Source organism: Paucibacter sp. KBW04 (assembly GCF_003852425.1).
GTDB lineage: Bacteria > Pseudomonadota > Gammaproteobacteria > Burkholderiales > Burkholderiaceae_C > Paucibacter_A.
This window is the reverse complement of the sequence record NZ_QAJN01000004.1, coordinates 23,800-44,976: the sequence shown is the minus strand read 5'-3', so window position 1 is coordinate 44,976 and position 21,177 is coordinate 23,800. Positions and strand designations below refer to the sequence as shown.

The window sequence follows — 21,177 nt, the reverse complement described above, 5'->3', positions numbered from 1 at the left end:
TCAATCGGCCTTTTGTTTGAGGGGCACGACATTGCTGAAGGCGGGGGGCTTTGGCGCGGGCGCCGTGGGCAAGGCCAGCCACTGGCCTTCAAGCTCCAGCAGGTGCAGGCGTTCGTCAAACACCTGCTGCAGGGCGCGGCGAGTCTCGGCTTGGCCGGGCGAGCCGTGGCAGAGCACGCGGCCGGCCTGCATGACCACCAGTCCGTCGGCCTGCAGTGCCATATTCAGCTCGTGCAAGACGCTGACCACGGCCACGCCGGCCTCGGCCAGGCCGCGCACCAGCTGCAACCAATCGGCCTGGTGGGGCGGGTCCAGATGGGCCAGGGGTTCGTCCATCAGCAGCACTTGGGCCTGCACGGCCAGGGCACGGGCCAGGAGCACGCGCTGGCGCTCGCCGCCCGAGAGCTGGCCCAGCGGGCGCTGACGCCAATCCCAGCACTGGGTTTGCACCATGGCTTGTTGCACGGCGGCATGGTCGCTGGCGCTGGGTGGGGCCAGCCAGGCCCGGTGGGGCAGGCGGCCCAGCATGACCACGTCTTGCGCACTGAGCTCGTCGCCGCTGCTTTCGTTCTGGCCCAGCCAGGCCAGCTCGCGGGCGCGGGCCTTGCGCGGCCAATCATGCAAGGGGCGGCCCAGCAGCGCTATGGATCCCAGGCTGGGGCTCAGCCCGGCCAGGGCGCGCAAGAGGGTGGATTTGCCCGCGCCATTGGGGCCGACGATGGCGGTCCAGTGGCCCGGCGCTAATTCAAGCGTCAAGCGGTGCAGGACCGGCTGGCCCTGCAGGCTGGCGCTGAGGTCCTGGCAGCTCAAAGCGGGTTTCATGCGCGGCCTCCGTACTTGCGTTTGTGCATCAGGCGCAGCAGATAGCCGCCGCCCAGGATGGCGGTGATCACGCCCACCGGCAGCTCTTGCGGTGCCATCAGCCAGCGCGAGAGGATGTCGGCCGCCAGCAGCAGCAGGCCACCGGCGCAGGCGCTGAGCAGCAGCAATTGGCGGTGCGAGCCGTGGCAGAGATTGCGCACCAGATGGGGGGCGACCAGGCCGACGAAGGCGATCATGCCGGTCTGGGCCACGGCCGTACCCGTGGCCAGGGCGAAGGCGCAGATCAGCAGCACCCGCACCAGGCCCAACCGCACGCCCAGGGACTGGGCGGTGGCCTCGCCCAGGGTCAGGGCATCGAGCGCCTCGCTAGCACCCAGGGCCACGGCCAGGCTGAGCAGCAGCACGACGCCCATCAGCACGATGCTGGGCCAGCCCAGAAAGCTGGTCGTGCCGAGCACAAAGGCCTGCATGGTGCGCAGGATGTCGGGCTGGGCCAGGGTGATCAGATCGGTGACGGCGCCCAGCACCACGCCCACCACCACGCCGGCCAGCAGCAGGCGCAAGGTGTGCTCCACCCCCTTGGCCATGGTCAGCGCCAGGCTCACACCGGCCAGGGTGCCCAGAAAGGCCGCGCCGGTCAGGCCCAGGCGCTCCATCCACTGCATGCCCATGGGGCTGCCGCCCAGCACGGCCAGGCTCAGTGCAACGCCCAAGCGCGCACCGGCGGCGCTGCCCAGCAGATAGGGGTCGGCCAGAGGGTTGCGAAACAAGCCTTGGGTGATTGCGCCGGCCAGGCCCAGCAAGGCGCCGGCCAGCCAGGCTCCCACCGAGCGGGGCAGGCGGATCTGCCAGAGGATTTGCGACTGCATCGCATCGGCGCCCGACCAGTCCAGCGCAAAGCCGGTGCTGCCCACGGCCACGCCCATGGCCAAGGCCAGGCCGCTGGCCAGCAGCAGGCCGGCCAGCAAGGGCCAGGCCGACCAGGCGGTTGTTTTGATGCCGACGGAGCTCATGGCTTGGCGTATTGCTCGCGCAGGCAGCGCGCCATGATCTGCGCCGCCTCACCCATGCGAGGGCCGGGCCGGGCCAGCACATCGCTTTGCTGGGCGTCAAAAACGCAGACCCGTTTGTCGTGAATGGCGGGGATGCGATCCCAGCCCGGGCGTTGGAACAGGCCGTCGGCATTGCGCTTGCCAATCATGATCAGCTGCGGCTTGGCGCGCACGACGAACTCGGGGCTGATCTTGGGAAAGGGGCCCATCTCGGGCGTGATGATGTTGCGCAGGCCCAGACGGGCCATGGTCTCGCCCATAAAGGACACCGGCCCTGCGGCATAGGGCGAGCGGTCGACCTCGTAGTAGACCAGGGCGCCGCGCGCCTGCGCTGGGATGTCTTGCGCCGCGGCGCCGACCAAGGCATCGATGCGGCGCCAGACGGCCTGCGCATCGTTGACCTGCAGCAGCTGGCCCATCTTGGCCAGCACCCGCTGCACATCGGCGTAGGACTTGGCCTCCAGCGTCACCACCTTCAGGCCGAGGCCGCGCAGGCGTTCGGTGACGCGTGAAGAGGGGGCCAGCAAGACCACATCGGGCCTGAGGGAGACGATGGTCTCGACCTGGGTGTCGTCCAGGCCGCCGAGCTTGGGCAGCTTGTTGACCGACGCCGGGTGGTTGGAATAACGGTCCACGCCGACCAGGCGCGCGCAGGCACCGAGTTCGCAGACGGTTTCGGTCAGCGAGGGCAGCAGGGTGACGATGCGTTGGGGCGGCTGGGTCCAGTGCGTGATCTGGCCGAGGTCGTCCTTGATCTCAACACGGGCTTGCGCCTGGCTCAGGCCAGCGGCCAGGGCAAGAAAGAGGCCGAGGATGCTGCCAAGGCCTAGTTTCATGGTGTATTGCATGAGGGTTCGCTCTGCGTTTGTACGGGGCGGCTCCAGGCTTGGCCGGCCACCATCAGGGTCAGGTCTTGACAGCGTGCCGCCACCGCCTGATTCAGGCGGCCTAACTCATCCACATAAAAGCGCGCCTCGCGGCTCATGGGCGAGACGCCCCAGCCCACCTCGTTGGAGACGAAGACAATGCGGCCGGGCAGGGTGGGCAGGGCCTGCAGCAGGGCCTGGCGCTCGGCCTCCCAGGCTGCCAGATCGGCTGTGCCCGAGATGGGCATCAGCCAGTTGGTCAGCCACAGGGTCAGGCAGTCGACCAGGATGAAGTTGTCGGCCGAGGCTTCTTGAACCAGGGCCGTCGTCAAGGCCAGGGGCGCCTCGACGGTGGCAAAGCCCGCCGGCCTATCTGCCTGGTGGCGGGCAATGCGCGCCTGCATTTCTTCGTCCAGGGCCAAGGCCGTGGCCAGCACCGTCACCCGCCGTCCGGCGGCTTGGTTGAGCCAGTCTTGCGCCAGCTTTTCAGCATGGCGCGACTTGCCGCTGCGCTGGCCACCGACGATGAGTTGGTGCTGGGGTTTCATCGCTTAGCGTTTGCTCAGAGCTTGGGCGAGTAGCGCAGGCTGAGGAACACGGTGCGCGGCGCCTGGGCATAACCCTTGGCGGTCTCGTAGTCCTTGTCCAAGGCGTTGTCCAGATTGAGCTGGAGGCGCAGCTGCGGGTTGACGCGGTAGCCAATATCCAGGTTCAGCAAGGCGTAGCCGCCCAGAGGGCGTGTGTTGGCATGGTCATCAAAACGATCGCCAAAGGCCTGCACTTGCGCGCCGGCCGTCCACTGCGCCAGGGCCTTCTCGACGCGCAAGCTGCCATGCACCTTGGCCCGGCGGCCCAGGATTTTGTCGGTCTTGGTGTCGCGCGGATCTTGCCAGTCCACCGAGCCTTGCAGGCGCAGTCCGGCCAGGCGGGTTTCACCTTGCAGGCTGATGCCGCGCAGGCGCACCTCGGCGAGATTGCCGTAGCAGCCGTCCCAGGGTTGCGGGTCGGCGCTGGGTGGGCAGCTGCCCAGGAAGATGGAATCCCAGGTGATGAGGTCCTGGATCTTGTTGTTGTAGACGCTCAGACCCAGCTCGGTGTCAGCGCCCTCATAACGCAGGCCCAGCTCGGTATTGCGACCACGTTCGGGATCCAAGGGCTTGGCGCCTGGCTTGGGTCCGTATTGGCTGAAAGTTTGGTAAAGCGTCGGCGCGCGGAAAGCGGTGCCTGCGCTGGCCCAGGCGCGCCAGGCGCTGGCAAAGCGCCAGCCGACAGCCAGGCTGCCGTTATTGCTATTGCCGAAGTCGCTGTCCTGATCTTGACGGGCATGCAGCTGTGCGTCGAAAGCGCCCAGGCTGAGCAGATAACCAGCGCCGATGGCGTTCTGGCTGCGCTTGGCTTGGCCGCCGGTGTCGGCGCGCAGGCCGGAGTTGATCAGCTCGTCTTCTCGGCGCTCCAGCAGGAAGTTGACTTGCTGGCCCGTGCCCAGCTTGAGTCCGGCGTTCAGGGCGTACTGGCGCACCTGGGTTTCGGTCACATAGGTGGGGCGCCGGTTGCTCTGGGTCTCGTAGCGTTCGGTGGATTCACCCGCACTCAGCTCGGTGTTCAGTGCGGGCGTCCAGTTGGCGCTCCACAGGGCGCGGCTGGCGCGGGTGGCATGCAGATTGTGGTCATCCACGCCTGGCTTGGGCTTGGCCGAGGCGTCGTACTGGGCGTCGGTGGAGGCCGCGGTGCTGAGCAGCTCCAAGCGGTGCGCGGTGTTGAGCTGGTAGCCCAGGCGTGCGCTGCCGCTGTAGTTGCGCCAGCCATCCTGGTCGGCCTGGTAGCTGGGGTCGTTGAGGACCTTGCGGGTGTTGAAACCTTCGGAAAACTCGGCAGCCATGCTCAGCGCGTAATCGAAATCGCCTTGGCGACCGGTGGCGCTCAGATCGCCCTTGACCGTGCCCAGGGAGCCGATGCCGGCACCGAAGTCAAAGCTGGGCTGGCCATTGCCCTTGCGGGTGAAGACCTGCACCACGCCCGCCACGGCGTCCGAGCCGTAAACGCTGCTGGCCGGGCCACGCACGATTTCGATGCGGTCGATCAAGGCCAGCGGGATGGCTTCCCAAGCCGCACCACCGCTGCCGCTTTGGGTATCCATGCGCACACCGTCCACCAAGAGCAGGGTGTGCTGGGTGTTGGCGCCGCGCATGAACAGGCTGGTGCTGGCGCCGGGGTTGCCGTTGCGTACGATTTCGATGCAGGACTGGCGGCTCATCAAATCGGCCAGATTGCCGAAGCCTTGGCGCTCGATATCGGCGCGGGTCAGCACGGTGACATCGGCCAGCACATGCTCAAGGCTGAGCTTGCTGCGGGTGGCGGTCACCATCACAGAGTCAAGCTTGTTGGGGCCCAGCGCTGCGGTTTGAGCTTGGGCGGAAATGACTTGGGTGCAGGCCAAAACGGCCAACGCGATGGGAGTGGCGTGCAGGCCAAGGGCGAGCGCGGACGGGCGTGTTGAACGCCGGACGGAAGAGGTCATGAGAGCTAGAGGGGCAAAGCAAAAACCAGGCGCAAAGCTCACCCGCTGAGCGCACTGAATATCGACGCCGAGCTGCGGCTTGGCCGCGGCACTGCATCACCTTGTTGGCCGGTATCCGGGCTGATGAACTGGCCGTCGATATCAGGAGGACCCTGGACCTGGGCGGCTGACCCCTGCGTCCTTCCCAGCGCGCTTTTGCGCACCAGTGGATTGAGAACAGGGATTGCAGCGAGAGCCTTGTCTTGCTGCGTTCACTTACCGTTGCGGGGACAGCTCAGGTTGGGCTTGCATGCGTGGCAGCGCGCCTTCCTGATTCCCGTTTAACTGCGCAGACATGAATGCCTGCGCGAGCACCAACAGGCTTGGATTCTAGCTGCTGCGGCTCATGAGGAAACGCTGGGCTGGGCGCAGCCCGGCCCTGGGGGCGCTGAGAATGCCGATCAGGACGTGCTTTGTGCGCCCTGGGCTGAGGCCTTGTTCTTCTTCTTTTTTTCTTTGGGCCCCTTAGGCGCCTTGTGCGGCTTGGGGGCCGCGCGCTTCTTGCTGGGCTCGCCCGCCGTCGACTTGGGCTCTTGGGACTTCATGCGCCCATCGATGCTGCCTGCCTTGGCATTGGCCTGGCGGTCGCGGGCCTCTTGCTGGAGGCGTTCGCGCTCCATCGCATCGGCCAGTTTCGCCTCGCGCGCGCTTTGGGCCTGGGCGGCTGCGGTTTGCGCGGCGCTGGGTTGTTCGTACTGCAGCTTGGTGGGCTCGTCCTTCTTGCCGCCGGGGCAGGGCGAGTCGCGCAGATCGCGGCCCTCGGGCCCGCAGCGGTAGAGGGGGCTGCTTTGGGTCTGGGTTTGCCCCTGGGCCGGAGCCTGCATTGCAAGCGCTGCAATCAGCAGCAGGGCGAGCGATGCAAGGTCCGGTGAGGGGCGGGGCTTCATGGTTTGGGGCCGGGATCCGGTGTGGGGACTGGGCCTGCCGATTCTGCGACGCTGACCGATGGGCTCGCAAGAGCGGCGGGATTATTGGCCGAGGTCGTGGCCGTGGCCACCTGCGGCGCCGGCTTGGGTGGCTTGGGCCGGGGCGGCTTGGCGTGGATCTTGGTCAAGGCCTTGTCCATCTCTCCTTTGAGCATGAACTCCAGCGCGTCCATGGACTTGCCAATGCAGTCCTCCACCGCCTGGCGCTCGGCCAGGGGCGGCTTGCGCAACACATAGCCGGCTACCTCGCTCTTGATGCCAGGGTGGCCGATGCCCAGACGCAGGCGCCAGAAATTGGCCGAACCCAGTTGGGCTTGCATGTCCTTGAGCCCGTTGTGGCCGCCGTTGCCGCCGCCTTGCTTGAACTTCATCTCGCCGGGCAGCAGGTCCAGCTCGTCGTGGATGGCCAGGATCTCTTCCGGTGCGATCTTGAAAAAGCGCGCTAGCGGGGCCACCGACTTGCCCGAGAGATTCATATAAGTCATGGGCTGCAGCAACCAGATGGGGCCGCTGGCGCCGGGCGCGTTGTTCACCCGGGCGCACAGGCCGTAGTAGTTGCGCTCCACCTGCAGGCTGGCACCCAGCTTGCGGGCCAAGGAATCAATCCACCAGAAGCCTGCGTTGTGGCGGGTGTCCTCGTATTCAGCGCCTGGGTTGCCCAGGCCAACAAAGAGTCGAATCATGGGCGGGATTATCGGTGCAGCGCACCGGCCCGCCCTGGTTCAGCGCCTCAGCATTTGCCTGCGGCCTTGAGCAAGGCATTGCAGCTGGGGGCAGGGGCCGTGCTGGTGCTGCCGCCGCCGCTCTTGCCCATCTGGGTGCAGATGGCGTCGGAGTGCGGCGTCTGGCCAAAAGACATGGCCTTCTGGAAGGCGGTGGCGGAGTACATATAGCACTGGAAGTGGGCGCCGTCCTTGGCCTTGACGTTGAACTCGATGCGGCCGCCGCCGGCTTCCACCTGGTCGGTAATGGTGAAGCTGCCTACCGGGCGGCCGGTGGCCATGGCGGCTCTTTGTTCAACGCCTTCTTGTTTGATGGTGGACGAACAAGCGCCCAGGCTGAGCAATAAGGGGATGAGGAAGTAGTGGGCGCGAGCTCGGCCGTGGCGACTGGCTTTGATGGAAGATGAGGAGGGCATGGGCTTGTGCTTTCGTTTTTGACTACAGTTGGGAGCAAGGGCGTTCAGACCTGCGGGGCGCGTGGGCAAGGGCGGCCATGGCGCTGCGCAGCTTGAAGCTCTGGCCGAGTTTGCCCAGGCCCGTGCCCGCTCGTGAACCCTCCCGCAGTAGGGTGGCGTACGGGCCAGATTTGCGGGCCAATACAGGAATGCACGGAATGAATGCAGAGCCTCGTTTTTCTCCTCCTGCGAGGCAGCCGGGTCCGGCGGAGCGCCTGGGCCATGCCCTGGTGGTCGATGACCATCCCTTGGTCGCGCGCGGCCTGGCGCAGTTTTTACAAAGCCATTGCGGCTTTGCCCAGGTTCATCTGGCGAGTGATGGTGCCAGCTGCCTGCGCTGCTTGCAGGACTTGGGGGATGCGGCAAGCTTGCTGGTCTTGGATTTCTGGCTGGCCGATGGCAGTGCCTTGGATCTGCTGGCTCAGCTGAGCGTGCAAGCCCCGACCACCCGGCTGCTGGTGCTGAGCGGCGATGAAGACCCGGCGATTCAAGCCAAGGTCCAGGCGGCCGGCGCCCATGGTTTTCTGCTCAAACAAGCCTCGCCCGAACAGTTTCAGCAGGCGGTGGACTCGTTGCTCGCGGGCGAGACCTGCTTTGCCCCTGCTGTGCAGGCGCGATTGCCCCTGGCCCGGCGTGAACTGCCCTTGCATGCGGCCGACCTGGGCCTGACCGAGAGGCAGGCCGAGGTCCTGAGTTTGACGCTGCGCGGCTTGCCGAATAAGCGTATCGCCCGCATGCTGGCGGTGAGCGAGGCCACGGTGAAAGAGCATATGGGCAAGATCCTGGCCAAGCTGGGCGTCAGCAACCGGGTCGAGGCCATCCATCTGCTCAATGGCCGCCGGCTTGAGCCGTGATGAAGCGCCGCCTTGCTCAGGCCTGGCGGAATGTGTTTCCGCCGGCGCTGGCTCAGGAAGATCTCAGCCCCGCGGGTCGGGCCCGTTTGCTGGCCCTGATGTTGCAGCGCCTGGTGTTCAGCATCTGCGCAATGCCATTTTTCGGCCTGGTACTGGCTCTGTGGTTCCAGGGTTTTGGGCGCAATCAGCTGGGCTTGCGGCTTTGGACGGCTGGCTATGTCCTGGCCTCGCTCCTGGCCTTGCTCATGCGCCAAGGTTTTTTGCGCGAGTTGCAGACGGTCTCGCCGGAGGCCCTGCTGCTGCGCTGGCAGCCGCGAGTGCGGCGCTTGAGTCAGGCCAATGCCTTGGGTCTGGCGGCGCTGGGATTGACGCTGTTTCTTGCCTCGGGGCGTACCGAATACGACTTCGTCCTTTTGCCCCAGATCGGGCTGGCGCTGCTGATCGTGACGAATGCGCGCAGCCAGCTGCCTGCGGTAGGCATCTTGCTGCGCTTCCTCGGGTTGGGCTGGGGAATTGCGACCGTCGTCTATCCCCTGACTCGAATTGACTGGCCGCCCCTGATCGCCGAGCCCAGCTTGAGCCGGGTCAGCGAGATGCTGTCTCAATCGCCCTGGCCCTTGGTCTTGCCGATTTCCTTGCTCTTCCTGCTGGCGCTCTACCGCCATGCCTTGATCACGCAAAACTTCTTCCACCAACAGATCAAGCTGGAAGAGCAGGCGGCGCAGCTGGCCCAGCAGTACCAGGCGGCCAAGGAGGAGGCCGAGCAGGCCTTGCAGAGCAGGAACCAGTTCATGCGTACGGCCAGCCATGATTTGCGCCAGCCGGTGCACGCCATGAGTTTCTTGATCGAGTCCATCGCCCATCGCAACCAGGACGCCGGCCTGCGCCCGGCCCTGGCCGATTTGCGCCAAGCGGCGCAGTCCTTGAGTCTGATGTTCAATGCCTTGCTGGATTTGTCCCGCATCGAGAGCGGCCATATCAGCGTCAATCCGCAGCTCCTTGCGATCAACCCTTTGTTGCAGGAGGTTGTCACGCTGTTTCGCGCCGAGGCCCAAAGTCTGGGTTTGGCCCTGCGGGTGCGGTTGGCCCCGGCGCATGCCTCGGTCTTTGCCGATCCCGTGCTGCTGCGCCAATGCTTGGTCAATCTATTGCACAACGCCATGCGCTACACCCGGCGGGGCGGGATTTTGCTGGGGGTGCGCAAGCGTGGCGCGTACTGGCAGCTGGAGGTTTGGGATAGCGGGCCGGGCATACCGGTCGAGGAGCGCTCACGGATCTTCTCGCCCTTCTACCGCCATGTGCATGGGCAGGAGATCGACGGCGGAGGCCATGGTCTGGGCCTGGCCGTGGTGGCGCGCTGCGCCGAGCTGATGGGCGCCAGCTATGGCCTGGACTCCATCGAAGGCCGGGGTTCGCGCTTTTTCCTGCGCCTGAAGTCGGCCGCAAGCCTGGGCCTAGCCTCTGCAGCGCAGTCCTTGCCCGAGCCGCGCAGAGGCCAGCTGTGTGGCCGCTGCCTGGTGGTGGAGGACGATGCGCAGGTTGCATCTGCCTGGGCCAGTTTGATGCAGGCCTGGGGCTTGGAGGTGCGCTGCGCCGAAGACGAGGCACAAGCCTTGGCCGTCTTGCAAGCGGGCTATCTGCCGCAGGCCATTCTGTGTGACCAGCGGCTGCGTTCGGGGCAGAGCGGGGTGCAAGTGCTCAAGACCTTGCTAAACCTGTGCCCCGACGCCAGTGGGGCCATGGTCAGCGCCGAGTGGAACTCCGAGGAGCTCTTGGCCGCGGAGCAGGAGGGCTATTTGGTCCTGCGCAAGCCCTTGGCCGTGGAGCACTTGCATGCCTTGCTTTCTCAGTGGATGCCCAACTCAGTGCTCGCCCAATGAAAAAAGGCCTCGCAGTGCGAGGCCTTTCTCAGCAGAAGCTCGTCCGGGGACGAATTACTTCTTGCCCTTCTTCTTGCCCTTGCCGTCATCGGCGGGAGCAGCAGCGGCGACGATCACTTCTTCGGTGATCGGCTCAACCGGGGTGGCGACCACGGGGTTGGGCTTGCCGTGGGTCACAACCTTGACGCCGGCGGGCAGCTTCAGGTCGTTCACGTGCACCGAGTGACCCTTGGTCAGGCCGCTCAGGTCGACTTCGATGAACTCGGGCAGTTGCTGAGCCAGGCAGGTGATCAGCAGTTCGTTGATCACGTGGTTGACGGTGCAGCTGTCGGTCTTGACGGCGACCGAGGTCTCTTCACCGATGAAGTGCAGAGGCACCTTCTTGGTGATCTTGGTCGTGCCGTCCACGCGCTGGAAGTCAGCGTGCAGGACTTGCGGCTTGTAGGGGTGCAGTTGGAAGTCGCGCAGCAGAACTTGCGTGACGGCGCCGTTCAGTTCCATCTCGAGGATGGTGCTGTGGAAGGCTTCCTTCTTCAGGGCGTGGAACAGGGCGTTGTGGTCCAGTTCGATATTGGTGGGCTCACCAGCGCCAAAAACGATGGCGGGCACGCGGCCAGCAATGCGCAGGCGGCGGCTCGCTCCGGTCCCCTGCAAATTGCGCTCAAAAGCGACGAATTTCATATGGTTCTCCAAAAAGGATGGAGCGCCCGCGACCAGGCTGCTCCGATAAAAGCGGTCTCAAGAAAGTGACCGCTGACGACATTCAGCCCTGGCATTGCTGCCAAGGCTGAAGAAACTTAGAAGTTGTTGTTCTGCTCGCTGAACAAGGAGGTGACCGACTCACCGTCCGAGATGCGGCGGATGGTCTCCGCGAACAAGAAGGCCACCGAGAGCTGGCGAATCTTGCCGCAGGCCTTGGCCGCGTCGTTCAGAGGAATGGTGTTGCTGATCACCACTTCGTCCAGATGGGACTTGGAGATGCGCTCGATCGCCGGGCCCGACAGGATGGGGTGGGTGCAATAAGCGAACACGCTCTTGGCGCCACGGTCCTTCAGCACCTCGGCAGCCTTCACCAGGGTGCCGGCGGTGTCGATCATGTCGTCCATGATGACGCAGTTGCGGCCATCGATCTCACCGATGACGTGCATCACTTCGGAGACGTTGGCGGCCGGGCGACGCTTGTCGATGATGGCCAGATCGCAACCCAGCTGCTTGGCCAGGGCACGTGCACGGACCACGCCGCCGACGTCGGGGCTGACCACCACCAGATTGGAATAGTTGCGGGCCTTCAGGTCCGACAGCAGCACCGGCGAAGCGTAGATATTGTCGACCGGGATGTCGAAGAAGCCTTGGATCTGGTCGGCGTGCAAGTCCATGGTCAGGACGCGCTCAACACCCACGGTTTCCAGCAAGTTCGCCACCACCTTGGCCGAGATCGGCACACGGGTCGAACGGGGGCGGCGGTCTTGACGGGCGTAACCGTAGTAAGGGATCACGGCGGTGATGCGGCGAGCGCTGGCGCGCTTCAGGGCATCGACCATGATCAGCAGTTCCATCAGGTTTTCGTTGGTCGGCGCGCAGGTGGGCTGAATCACGAAAACATCACGGGCACGGACGTTTTGCTGGATTTCGACGGTGACTTCACCGTCGGAGAAACGACCGACCACGGCTTTGCCGAGCTCAAGGCCCAGATGCGTGGCGATTTCTTGGGAGAGCACCGGGTTCGCGTTACCGGTGAAGAGGACGGTATTGAGCAGCACGAGCCATCCTTTACGGAGAAGGACCCGTGGTCAGCCGCGTGTCCGGGTGAAAAAAGCAAAGGCCCCTAACGATTAAATTAGTGGGCCATGGAACAAAGCGTAGAAACTTTGACTTCCGAAAGAAATTTGGCAGGGGAAGAAGGATTCGAACCTTCGCATGTCGGAATCAAAATCCGATGCCTTAACCAACTTGGCGACTCCCCTACACAGGACACTGCAGAGCTGCAGCACCCCATAACTTTTCAGCACAAGCAACTCGCGTTGCTTTCTAAAAATCAACTTGCGTTGACTTTTTGCTTAGGCCCAACCGTGAAGTGGGTGCTGATCTAAGCAGCGGCAAATTCTAGCATGAAAATTAGAGGGTAAACCATCTATCCATGTTTTTTTATCCGAAGATAAAATGCCGCCCTTTTTCTGCAATTCGCTTGGCAAACCGTTTGACTGATAGTCAGACGGCAACCTTGCGAATACTGCGCTTCCCGATCCTGTCATTCGGCTATTGCCAAACTCAGCTTCAAGAATTCGCAGCGCCTGAACAACTTCGGGGCAGCTTGCTTCGGCTGGCTTTTGCAGATCATTACGACCGTAGCCATTCAGAAAACTTGCTATCCCTTCCTCGTTCAGCACAACGGGTTTGGCATCCTGATCGCTTGAACTCTCGTTCAAACTCTTCTGTTTGCCTGTCAACTCGTGTCGTAACTCGTTGTGTGCAGGAAAGCCCGCTACTATAGCCACAGAATTCGACCTTGCCAAGAGGGGGCTCGAAAATATTTGCTGTGTCGAGATGCTTTGGCTGGGTTTGAGGACCGCAAAAGACATCGCCGGTAGATCGATGGGATGCAGGATTTCCCCGATGCCTTCTACGAACGCGTGCCGTCCGCCCAGAAAAAAAGGCACGTCCGCGCCCAGGCTCAAGCCCAGTGAAAAAAGTTTTTCCAGCGGCCAGTTCAGACCCCATAAACGGTTCAAAGCGAGCAAGGTGGAGGCCGCATCCGAAGATCCTCCCCCCATGCCGGCACCGGCGGGCAGGCGCTTTTCGATATGAATGTCGGCGCCGAAGCTGCAGCCGCTTTGCGCTTGCAGGGCACGGGCCGCACGCAGGCACAAATCATCGGCGGGCAAGGCGTCGCCTTGGTCATGCCGTGCGAGCTGGCCGTCAGCGCGCTTTTCAAAATGCAAGGTGTCGGCCCAGTCGATCAGGGCAAAAATGGACTGCAGCAGGTGATAGCCATCCGGCCGCTTGCCCACCACATGCAAGAAGAGATTGAGCTTGGCGGGCGCCGGGACGTCGTAGATGGCTTGCATTGCGCGGGAGAAAAGAAAGAGGGAAATGAAAGGAGGACGCGAGGCGCTGATTTTCTCAGGGCTCGATGCGTGCGCGCAGCACCACGGCCGGGTCGGCCAGATAGGGGCCGCGGGTGGCGATGATCAGGCCTTGCTTGGCAACGGCGTCGAAGCGCGAGGTGTCAATGCGCCAGCCCAGTTGCTCAAAGCCTTGTGTGTTCTTGCCTTCCAGGGCGCTGCTGCTCATCTGCGGCCAGGGGCGGCCTTGCAGCCAGTCAAACAGGGCGGCGACAGGAATGGCCTCGCCCAGCAGCTCGCGGGTCAAGGCGTCGAGGTCCTCAAAGCTGCGATCCATCTCGGGCGTTTTCAGGCGCACCTCGCCGTCGCCCCAAGTCGCCCTGGCCAACAAGCTGCCCAGAGGGGTGCTGAGCTCCAACTGTCCGGCCGCCGGGCGGCCATTCAGATCAAAGCCCACATTGCCGCCGGTGGGGCGACCGTTGGCTGTGTTGTTGACCTGGATGCTCAGGCGGCCATTCAGATGAATATCGCCTTCCGCCACTTGCAAGAGTGGGGCTGGGCGCTTCTCCAGGCTGCTACACGCGCTCAGGCCCAGCAGGCAGGTGCCGACAAGGGCAGCGAGCAGTGCACGCTTCACAGGCCTACCTTCAGACGTTTGAGGGTTTCTTGCAAGGCCTCGTTCTTGGCGTCGCGCTTGATGCCTTCTTGCCAGATGCGGCGGGCTTCGTCCTTCTCACCGCTGACCCACAAGGCCTCACCCAGATGGGCGGCGATCTCGGCGTCAGGCCGCGAGGCATAGCTCTGGCGCAGCAGGCGCACCGCCTCGGCCTGATTGCCCAGGCGGAACTCCACCCAGCCCATGCTGTCCAGAATAAAGGGCTCGTTGGGCACAAAGCTCAAGGCCTTGGCGATCAGCGTGCGGGCTTCGTCCAAGCGGATATTGCGCTCGGCGAGCGAATAGCCCAGGGCGTTGTAAGCGTGGTGGTGATCGGGTTTGATCTTGATGACCTTGCGCAGCAGGGCTTCCATCTCGTCGAAGCGGCCCAGCTTTTCGGCCATCATGGACTGCTCGTAAAGCATGTCGGCATCGTCGGGCAGGCGCTCGTTGGCCTTGGCCAGCACCTCGTAGGCCAGCTGCCATTCGCGCATATCGCGCAGCAGCTGGGACTCGGCCAGCAGCTTGCCGCGCAGCTTCTCCGGCGTGTCCTCGGCCATGGCTTGCACGACCTTGCGTGCATCGCTCAGCCGACCCTGGCGTGCCAGCAAGGAGGCGCGGCGGAACTGCGCCTCGGTGACTCGCTCGGCGCCGTCCACCTTGATCAACCAGGCCTCGGCGGCCTTGAAGTCGCCGCGCATCTCGGCCGTTTGGGCCAGCATCAGCCAGGCTTGTTGGCGGGCCTCGCTATCGGCTTGGGCCTGAGCGGGCACGGTGGCCTCGGCGCTGCCTGCGGCCGCGGCGGCCTTGTCCAGCAGTTGCAGGTATTGATTCAAGGCGGCCTCGGCTTCGCGCGGATGGCGCAGGTCCAGCTCGAGCGCACCCAAGGCAAACCAGGCGGTCGAGATGCTGGGCGCGGCCTCGGTGATGGTGCGGAACTCGCGGGCAGCATCGCCGGCGCGTTGGGCGCGCGCCAGGGCCTGACCATAGGCCAGACGCAGGGCGTGGTTGGCGGGTGTGGCGCTCAGCCGCGTCTTGATCAGCGCTTCGGCTTCGGCCTGGCTGGGCATCAGCTCCAGGGCCAGCTGCATGGGCTCATCGGACTCGGGGTAGTGCTGGGCGATGTCCTTGGCAATCGTCAGGGCGCGCGCACTGTCGCCGGCCTGGTTGGCAAAGCGGGCCTGCGTTACGCGGGCGGCCAGGCGGGTTTGCTGCTGGGTCGCGGCGGCTTCCAGCACCGGGTCCAGGGCGGCTAAGACTTTTTTCGGCTCGGCCGCGCGCTGGAACAGGCGGGGCAGGGAGACCAGCACACTGGGGCGCTGTGCCTCGGGCGTCAGGGCCAGCAGGGCGCGCAGCGGCTCGGCCACCTCGGCCGGGCGATTCAGCAGGGCCAGCAACTGGATGGTCATCTGCTGGGCTGCGGCGGACTTGGGCAGGGCATCGCGCCAAGCCTTGGCGGCCAGCAAGGCCTGGTCGCCGGCGCGGGCCTGCAAGGCGATGCTGACGACACGGGTGAACAGCTCTTCATCGCTGGTGCGGCGGGCCGCGTCCAAAAGCACCTGATAGGCCACGCCGGGCTGGCCGGCCCGCAGTTCCAACTCGCCCACCAGCAGTTGGTAGAACAGCGGGGCGTCCAGATCCGAGTTGAGGGGCTTGACGACCGCGGCCTTGTCCTCGAGCTTGGTGTCGGTCTTGCTCGCAGCGTGTGCGGCGAGGGCAGGAGCGGCGAGCAGGCCTGCGCATAGCAAAGTGGCAAGAAGGTTGCGCTTGATACGGGGTCCGCCGTGGCGGAAAGACTCGGGCATGAAAGCTCCTGCGTGAAATGCTCGCCCATTCTGCCCCGATATGATCGCCCCCATGCCCGAGCTCCCCGAAGTCGAAGTCACCCGCCGCAGCTTTGCGGACGCCATTGCCGGTGCCGAGGTGGCGGGGCTGCGCCTGGGCAAACCGCTGCGCTGGCCCTTGGGGCAAGCGCTGGAGGCCTTGAACGGCGGGCGCATCGGTGCGGTGCAGCGCCGAGGTAAATATTTGTGGCTGCCGGTCTCCGCCCCGGTGGAGCGCGGTGGCCTGCTGCTTCATCTGGGCATGTCGGGCTCGCTGGCCTTCACGCCGCATGCCGATTTGCGCAGCTCGCCGCCGGGTTTGCACGACCACTTTGATCTGCAGACCGACAAAGGCTTGCTGCGCCTGACCGACCCGCGCCGCTTTGGCGCCGTGGTCTGGTCCGAGGCCATGGATGCCGGGCCCGCCGCCAAGCTGCTGGCTGGTTTGGGCATGGAACCCTTCGATCCGCGCTTCAACGGTGAGCATCTGCATGCGGGCCTGAGCGGCCGCCGGGTGGCGATCAAGCTGGCCTTGCTGGCCGGCGACATCGTGGTGGGTGCCGGCAATATCTACGCCTGCGAGGCGCTTTTCATCGCTGGCATCAACCCAAGGCTGGCTGCTGCCAAGCTCAGCCGCCCGCGTGCCGAGCGCCTGGCTCAGGCCGTGCGCGGCGTGTTGGCCCAGGCGGTGGAAGCGGGCGGCACGACCTTGCGCGACTTCAAGGACGCCCACGGTGTGGCCGGCAGCTTCCAGATGCAGGCCCGGGTTTACGGTCGCGAAGGCCTGCCTTGTTTTGATTGCGGAACGAAGATCCGCCGCATCAGCCAGGGCCAACGATCGACATTTTTCTGCCCCCAATGCCAACAGCGCTGAAGCCTCAAACAACATCTCTTCCCTTGGACTTTGCTCCCCGCCTGGTGGCCTGGCAGCGCAGCCATGGCCGCAATAGCCTGCCCTGGCAGAACACGCGCGACCCCTACCGCGTCTGGCTGTCGGAAATCATGCTGCAGCAGACCCAGGTGACGACGGTGCTGGGCTATTACCAGCGCTTTCTGGAACGATTCCCCACGGTCAGCGATCTGGGCGCGGCCTCGCTGGACGAGGTCTTGGCCCTGTGGGCCGGCCTGGGCTATTACAGCCGGGCGCGCAATCTACATGCTTGCGCCCAAGCGGTGCGCGAGCAGCATGGCGGCGAGTTCCCTCGCACGGCCGAGGCCTTGCAGACCCTGCCCGGCATCGGCCGCTCCACCGCCGCGGCCATCGCCGCCTTCTGCTTTGGCGAACGGGTGGCGATTCTGGATGGCAATGTCAAACGGGTGCTGACGCGCTTGCTCGCTTTTGATGGCGATATGGCCAGCAGCGCGCAGGAGAAAAAGCTCTGGCTGCTGGCCACCGAGTTACTGCCCCAGGCCAAGGACATGATTGCCTACACCCAGGGCCAGATGGACTTGGGCGCCAGCATCTGCTCGCCGCGTGCGCCGCAATGCTTGCTGTGCCCGGTCAGCGAGCTGTGCCTGGCGCGTGAGCAGGGCGAGCCCACCCGCTTCCCGGTCAAGACCAAAAAGCTCAAACGCAGCCAGCGTGAGAATTGGTGGTTGTGGCTGGAGCATGAGGGTCAGGTCTTGCTACAGCAACGGCCGGCCAAGGGCGTTTGGGCAGGGCTGTGGAGCCTGCCTCTGTTCGATGACGAAGCCGCCTTGCAGACAGCGGCCCAGGGCCTGCATGCGCCGCTGGAGACCATGCCGCGCATCCAGCATGCCTTGACGCATTTCGACTGGACCCTGCACACCCAGCGGGCCGAGCTCAAGCAGAGGCCCGCTGACGCTCAGTTCGGTGGAGAATGGGTGGCACGCGAGCGCCTGGCCGAATACGCCTTGCCGGCGCCGCTCAAGAAAATGATCGTGAGCTGATCGGAAAATCAAAAGCGGGAGCTTTGGGAATGAATGCAAGTTTGAAACCGACCGTGGAGTCGGCCCTGGTGGCCTTGCTGGCCGCTGCCGGCTGCCTTTGGTTTTTGATCTCGGCGGCCAATAGCGCCGACCCAGCGGCGTCCCGGGTGGCGATGCTGGCGATTGGCTTGGCGGGCAGCTTGGCGGCGCATTGGGCTTTCATGGGCATTCTGGTCAAACGCAGCGGCCGCTCGCTCTGGTTCTGGCTGCCTTTGCTGGTGATCTTTGTGCCGATAGGCACGGCCGTGCTGCTGGCCCTGATCGTCTCCAGCGACAAAGAGCCGGCCTTGCAAGGCTCGGCTGCCAGCCCCGAACTTTGAGAGTCGCCCGCCTTGGGTGCAGCGCTTGCGCCCAAGTTTTGAATAAGTAAACAAGAAAGCATTGTTTAGAAAATTTCGGGTTAACACCTAAATTGCGAAGGCGCCAACAAGAGCGTGCAGTAGAAACAAGCGTCGCAATGTCTCCCGTCTCCCGTCTACCCTTCTGCCCGTCGACTTCGGGCCCCAGCCGCCTCGTCGAGCCTGTCTGGCTTCTGCATTTCCTCCCTCGGCACATCGCTACGAATGTGTTGATGGCGAGCACCGCCTCGCCCTAATCCCCTAATTCCCTCGCGAATTCGCGTTGAGCTCAGCCCGGGCAGATGGCCCGAGCCGGCCGCCGCATGCCTAAGCCCTTACCGGGGCTGATCTCGTCCCGACCCGGACTTTTCCTTCACGTCTTTCAAAAATCATGTCGCTGAAACCATCAGTACTGGCCGCTGCATTGGCCGCCGCTTTTCTGCCTGCCACCTTGCTCAGCGCTCAAGCGCAAACAGGCCCCGAAGCCGACAAGGGTTCGCGCCTGGAGCGCATCACCGTCACCGGCTCCAACATCCTCAGCACCCAGCGCGAGGGTGCTAACCCCGTGCAGACGCTGACGGCCAAAGACATTGCCGCCAGCGGCAAGACCACCTTGCCCGAGCTGCTGCGCGCCGTCACGGCCAATAGCGGCAATAGCTTTAACGAGCAGTTCACCGGTAGCTTCTCGGCCGGCACGGCCGGCATGTCGCTGCGCGGTCTGGGGCAGCAAAACACCCTGGTGCTGGTCAATGGCCGCCGCGTGGCGCCTTATGCCACGGCGCAAAACATGCAAGAGGTCTTCACCGATCTGAACAGCCTGCCTCTGGCTGGCGTGCGCCGCATCGAAATCCTCAAGGACGGCGCCTCGGCTCTGTACGGCTCGGACGCGATTGCCGGTGTGGTCAACATCATCCTGTATGAAGACTTCCAAGGCACCGAGGCCCGTGTGGGTTTGGGCAGTTCCACCGAGGGGACGGGCCAGCGCGAGCGCAGCCTGGAGCTGCGCCACGGCTTTGGCGATCTGACGGCCGATCGCTTCAACATCAGCCTGAGCTTTGATGCCGTCAAGCGTGACCGTTTGGACCAGAGCCAGGTCGAATGGCTGCGCGACAGCGACTTCCGAAAAGAGGGCGGCGGCACCCTGGCCTGGGTAGCCACCAACTATCTGGGCACTGATCCGACCAACAAACTGGGCGGCGAGCAAGGCCCGCTGAAGCTGGTCAACTACGGCGATATCACGCCCGGCAAGACCGGCACCGTGCTGGCCTACAACCCGGCGCAGTACAAGACCTTGATTCCCGGCGTGGAGCGCTATCACGCCTCGGCCCGTGGCACCTACCGCCTCACCGAGAACATCGATGCCTATGCCGAGGTCTTGCTGGGCAAGTCGCGGGCGGAGCTGATTTTCTCGGCCCCCTTGTCGGTCTCCAGCAGCCTGCGCGCCTGGAATAACAAGACCCAGTCCCTGGACACCATCTCGGTGGCTCTGCCCAAAGATCACCCCAACTACCCCAGCAGCGGCTCCAATGTGCTGACGGCCACCTTGTTCGATCTGGGCCCGCGCATGAAGCAGGACTCGGTGCAGTTCCAGCGCCTGCTGGCCGGTGCTCGCGGCACGACGGGCCAATGGGATTGGGAGGCTTCGGTGCTGCAATCCGGCAGCCGTATGCGCGAGACGGTGCAGAACTTTGGCAACCGTTACGAATTCGAGCGCTCGCTCAAGGCCGGCAGCTACAACTTCGCCGATCAAAGCAAGAACAGCGATGCCCAGCGTGATGCCCTGCGCATCTCCACCCTGCGCCCGGCCGAAACCGAGCTTTACGCATTCGACGCCAACGCATCCACCGAGTTGACCAAGCTGCCGGCCGGCCCCCTGGGCTTTGCCGCGGGCGTACAGCTGCGGCATGAGCGCATGGACTCCCGCACCTCGGACGCCGTGCTCTCCGGCACCGAGCTGCGCCCCGCCATCAACATCATCCAGGGCACGCGCCGCGTCAGCGCCGGCTATACCGAGTTCAATGCGCCCCTGCTCAAGAGCCTGACCCTGAACCTGGCCGGCCGCCTGGACCATTACAGCGACTTTGGCGCCGCCTTCTCGCCCAAGGCCAGCCTGCGCTACCAGCCGACCGAGTGGCTGGTGCTGCGCGGCAATGCCTCGCAAGGCTTCCGTGCTCCCTCGCTGCCCGAGAACACCCAGAGCACCGGCGTGAGCTATGGCTCGGTGATCGACCCGCGTGACCCCATCTCGCCCACCGTGGCGCGTGGCGTGACCAATCTGACCGCCGCCAACCCCTCGCTCAAGCCCGAGCGCTCGCGCAATCTGAACTTTGGCATCGTGGTTTCGCCGGACGCGCAGACCAGCTTTGGCATCGACTACTTCAATATCCAGCAAAAGGATTTGATCGATACCGAGACGGCCAAATACATCGTCGACAACGAGAAAAACTTACCCGGCCGCATCGTGCGTGATGAGCAGGGTCGCATCGTCTCCATCACCCGTCAGTTCAAGAACCAGGGCGAGCGCACGGTCTCGGGCTTTGACATCGAAGCCAGCCGCAGCTTCGGCCTGGGTGATCTGGGTCAGCTCAAGCTCAAGGCCCAGGTCAGCCGCCTGCTGCAGTTCAAGGCCGCACCCGCCGAGGGCGAGGCAGCGATCAACGGCGCGGGCAGCAATGAGTTTGGCTCCCTGCCGGCCTGGCGTAGCGTGACCAGCGCCAACTGGACGGCGGGCAACTGGACCACCACCCTGAGCTGGAACCATGTGGGCGGCTACACCCAGACCTATCGTCCCTCAGAGGCTTTCGCCGAAAAGGTGGCGGCCATCAACACGGTGGATTTGAACGTGGACTGGCAAATCAGCCCGCGTCTGCTGGCCACGGCCACGGTACAGAACCTGGGCGCCAGCCAGCTGCCCTGGGACGCTTCCACCGGCACCTTCGACGGCAGCCAGGGCGACCCGCGCGGCCGCTTCCTGGGCCTGAAAGCGCAGTACAAGTTCTGAGCCCGGACACAAGGGCGCGGAAGCGGCCTTGTGCCTGGCGAAGGCCCAGGCGCGATACCAGCGCCTGGGCTGAGCCCCCAACGCAAAGGCGCGGAAGCGGCCATGTGCCTGGCGAAGGACCAGGCGCGATACAAGCGCCTGGGCTGAGTTCGGACACAAGGGCGCGGAAGCGGCCTTGTGCCTGGCGAAGGACCAGGCGCGATACAAGCGCCTG

The 21,177-nt window shown here is 64.5% G+C and carries 19 protein-coding genes, 1 tRNA gene and 1 riboswitch; of the genes, 6 read left to right on the top strand and 14 right to left on the bottom strand.

Annotated elements, in window-relative coordinates; translation table 11 throughout:
- The 8 genes from DBR47_RS06405 to DBR47_RS06370 all read right to left on the bottom strand — a co-directional run bounded on the left by DBR47_RS06405 (nucleotide 1) and on the right by DBR47_RS06370 (nucleotide 7,361).
- Nucleotides 1-822 (bottom strand): ABC transporter ATP-binding protein, encoded by an 822-nt coding sequence (locus DBR47_RS06405; protein WP_124448149.1) that lies wholly within the window; start codon nucleotides 820-822, stop codon nucleotides 1-3.
- Nucleotides 819-1,835: an iron ABC transporter permease gene (locus tag DBR47_RS06400; protein ID WP_124448147.1), complete on the bottom strand. Its 1,017-nt coding sequence runs from the start codon at nucleotides 1,833-1,835 to the stop codon at nucleotides 819-821. Before DBR47_RS06400 ends, DBR47_RS06405 begins: the two co-directional genes overlap by 4 nt.
- Nucleotides 1,832-2,710, bottom strand: coding sequence for an ABC transporter substrate-binding protein (locus DBR47_RS06395; RefSeq protein ID WP_124448145.1), 879 nt, complete (start codon nucleotides 2,708-2,710; stop codon nucleotides 1,832-1,834). The genes DBR47_RS06400 and DBR47_RS06395 overlap by 4 nt, the downstream gene beginning before the upstream one ends.
- Nucleotides 2,707-3,288: a bifunctional adenosylcobinamide kinase/adenosylcobinamide-phosphate guanylyltransferase gene (cobU, locus tag DBR47_RS06390; protein WP_124448143.1), complete on the bottom strand. Its 582-nt coding sequence runs from the start codon at nucleotides 3,286-3,288 to the stop codon at nucleotides 2,707-2,709. The genes DBR47_RS06395 and cobU overlap by 4 nt, the downstream gene beginning before the upstream one ends.
- Before the next feature lie 14 nt (nucleotides 3,289-3,302).
- Nucleotides 3,303-5,105 (bottom strand): TonB-dependent receptor domain-containing protein, encoded by a 1,803-nt coding sequence (locus DBR47_RS06385; RefSeq protein WP_197046896.1) that lies wholly within the window; start codon nucleotides 5,103-5,105, stop codon nucleotides 3,303-3,305.
- Between the two features lie 241 nt (nucleotides 5,106-5,346).
- Nucleotides 5,347-5,631, bottom strand: a riboswitch (cobalamin riboswitch).
- A 67-nt stretch (nucleotides 5,632-5,698) separates the two neighbouring features.
- The gene (locus DBR47_RS06380; protein ID WP_124448139.1) at nucleotides 5,699-6,184 is read right to left on the bottom strand and encodes a hypothetical protein; all 486 of its coding nucleotides are present in this window, start codon (nucleotides 6,182-6,184) and stop codon (nucleotides 5,699-5,701) included.
- The gene (gene pth / locus DBR47_RS06375; RefSeq protein ID WP_124448137.1) at nucleotides 6,181-6,906 is read right to left on the bottom strand and encodes an aminoacyl-tRNA hydrolase; all 726 of its coding nucleotides are present in this window, start codon (nucleotides 6,904-6,906) and stop codon (nucleotides 6,181-6,183) included. Before pth ends, DBR47_RS06380 begins: the two co-directional genes overlap by 4 nt.
- 47 nt (nucleotides 6,907-6,953) lie before the next feature.
- Nucleotides 6,954-7,361 carry a hypothetical protein gene (locus DBR47_RS06370; protein ID WP_124448135.1) on the bottom strand — a complete coding sequence of 136 codons (408 nt, stop codon included), beginning with the start codon at nucleotides 7,359-7,361 and terminating at the stop codon, nucleotides 6,954-6,956.
- A 197-nt stretch (nucleotides 7,362-7,558) separates the two neighbouring features.
- On the opposite strand from DBR47_RS06370, the gene DBR47_RS06365 reads away from it, so the two are divergent.
- Nucleotides 7,559-8,254, top strand: a complete 696-nt coding sequence (locus DBR47_RS06365) for a response regulator transcription factor (protein ID WP_197046895.1) — start codon at nucleotides 7,559-7,561, stop codon at nucleotides 8,252-8,254.
- Nucleotides 8,254-10,134 (top strand): hybrid sensor histidine kinase/response regulator, encoded by a 1,881-nt coding sequence (locus tag DBR47_RS06360; RefSeq protein WP_124448133.1) that lies wholly within the window; start codon nucleotides 8,254-8,256, stop codon nucleotides 10,132-10,134. Before DBR47_RS06365 ends, DBR47_RS06360 begins: the two co-directional genes overlap by 1 nt.
- 54 nt (nucleotides 10,135-10,188) lie before the next feature.
- On the opposite strand, the gene DBR47_RS06355 is transcribed toward DBR47_RS06360, so the two are convergent.
- The 6 genes from DBR47_RS06355 to DBR47_RS06330 form a co-directional block, all read right to left on the bottom strand.
- Nucleotides 10,189-10,815 carry a 50S ribosomal protein L25/general stress protein Ctc gene (locus tag DBR47_RS06355; RefSeq protein ID WP_124448131.1) on the bottom strand — a complete coding sequence of 209 codons (627 nt, stop codon included), beginning with the start codon at nucleotides 10,813-10,815 and terminating at the stop codon, nucleotides 10,189-10,191.
- Between the two features lie 116 nt (nucleotides 10,816-10,931).
- Nucleotides 10,932-11,894 (bottom strand): ribose-phosphate pyrophosphokinase, encoded by a 963-nt coding sequence (locus tag DBR47_RS06350; RefSeq protein ID WP_124448124.1) that lies wholly within the window; start codon nucleotides 11,892-11,894, stop codon nucleotides 10,932-10,934.
- Nucleotides 11,895-12,021: 127 nt separating this feature from the next.
- A tRNA-Gln gene (locus DBR47_RS06345) sits at nucleotides 12,022-12,098 on the bottom strand.
- Nucleotides 12,099-12,191: 93 nt separating this feature from the next.
- Nucleotides 12,192-13,199, bottom strand: a complete 1,008-nt coding sequence (gene ispE, locus DBR47_RS06340) for a 4-(cytidine 5'-diphospho)-2-C-methyl-D-erythritol kinase (RefSeq protein WP_124448122.1) — start codon at nucleotides 13,197-13,199, stop codon at nucleotides 12,192-12,194.
- A 55-nt stretch (nucleotides 13,200-13,254) separates the two neighbouring features.
- Entirely contained in the window at nucleotides 13,255-13,833 is a 579-nt protein-coding gene (locus tag DBR47_RS06335) for an outer membrane lipoprotein LolB (protein ID WP_197046894.1), read from the bottom strand.
- Nucleotides 13,830-15,656, bottom strand: coding sequence for a tetratricopeptide repeat protein (locus DBR47_RS06330; RefSeq protein WP_124448118.1), 1,827 nt, complete (start codon nucleotides 15,654-15,656; stop codon nucleotides 13,830-13,832). The genes DBR47_RS06335 and DBR47_RS06330 overlap by 4 nt, the downstream gene beginning before the upstream one ends.
- 52 nt (nucleotides 15,657-15,708) lie before the next feature.
- Between DBR47_RS06330 and mutM the strand changes: the two genes are divergently transcribed.
- The 4 genes from mutM to DBR47_RS06310 all read left to right on the top strand — a co-directional run bounded on the left by mutM (nucleotide 15,709) and on the right by DBR47_RS06310 (nucleotide 20,963).
- Entirely contained in the window at nucleotides 15,709-16,548 is an 840-nt protein-coding gene (gene mutM, locus DBR47_RS06325) for a bifunctional DNA-formamidopyrimidine glycosylase/DNA-(apurinic or apyrimidinic site) lyase (RefSeq protein WP_124448116.1), read from the top strand.
- Nucleotides 16,533-17,585 (top strand): A/G-specific adenine glycosylase, encoded by a 1,053-nt coding sequence (mutY, locus tag DBR47_RS06320; protein WP_124448113.1) that lies wholly within the window; start codon nucleotides 16,533-16,535, stop codon nucleotides 17,583-17,585. The genes mutM and mutY overlap by 16 nt, the downstream gene beginning before the upstream one ends.
- A 29-nt stretch (nucleotides 17,586-17,614) precedes the next feature.
- Nucleotides 17,615-17,944 (top strand): hypothetical protein, encoded by a 330-nt coding sequence (locus tag DBR47_RS06315; protein ID WP_124448111.1) that lies wholly within the window; start codon nucleotides 17,615-17,617, stop codon nucleotides 17,942-17,944.
- 409 nt (nucleotides 17,945-18,353) lie between these two features.
- On the top strand, nucleotides 18,354-20,963 hold the full coding sequence (locus tag DBR47_RS06310) for a TonB-dependent siderophore receptor (RefSeq protein ID WP_124448109.1): 2,610 nt from the start codon (nucleotides 18,354-18,356) through the stop codon (nucleotides 20,961-20,963).
- Nucleotides 20,964-21,177 lie beyond the last annotated feature (214 nt).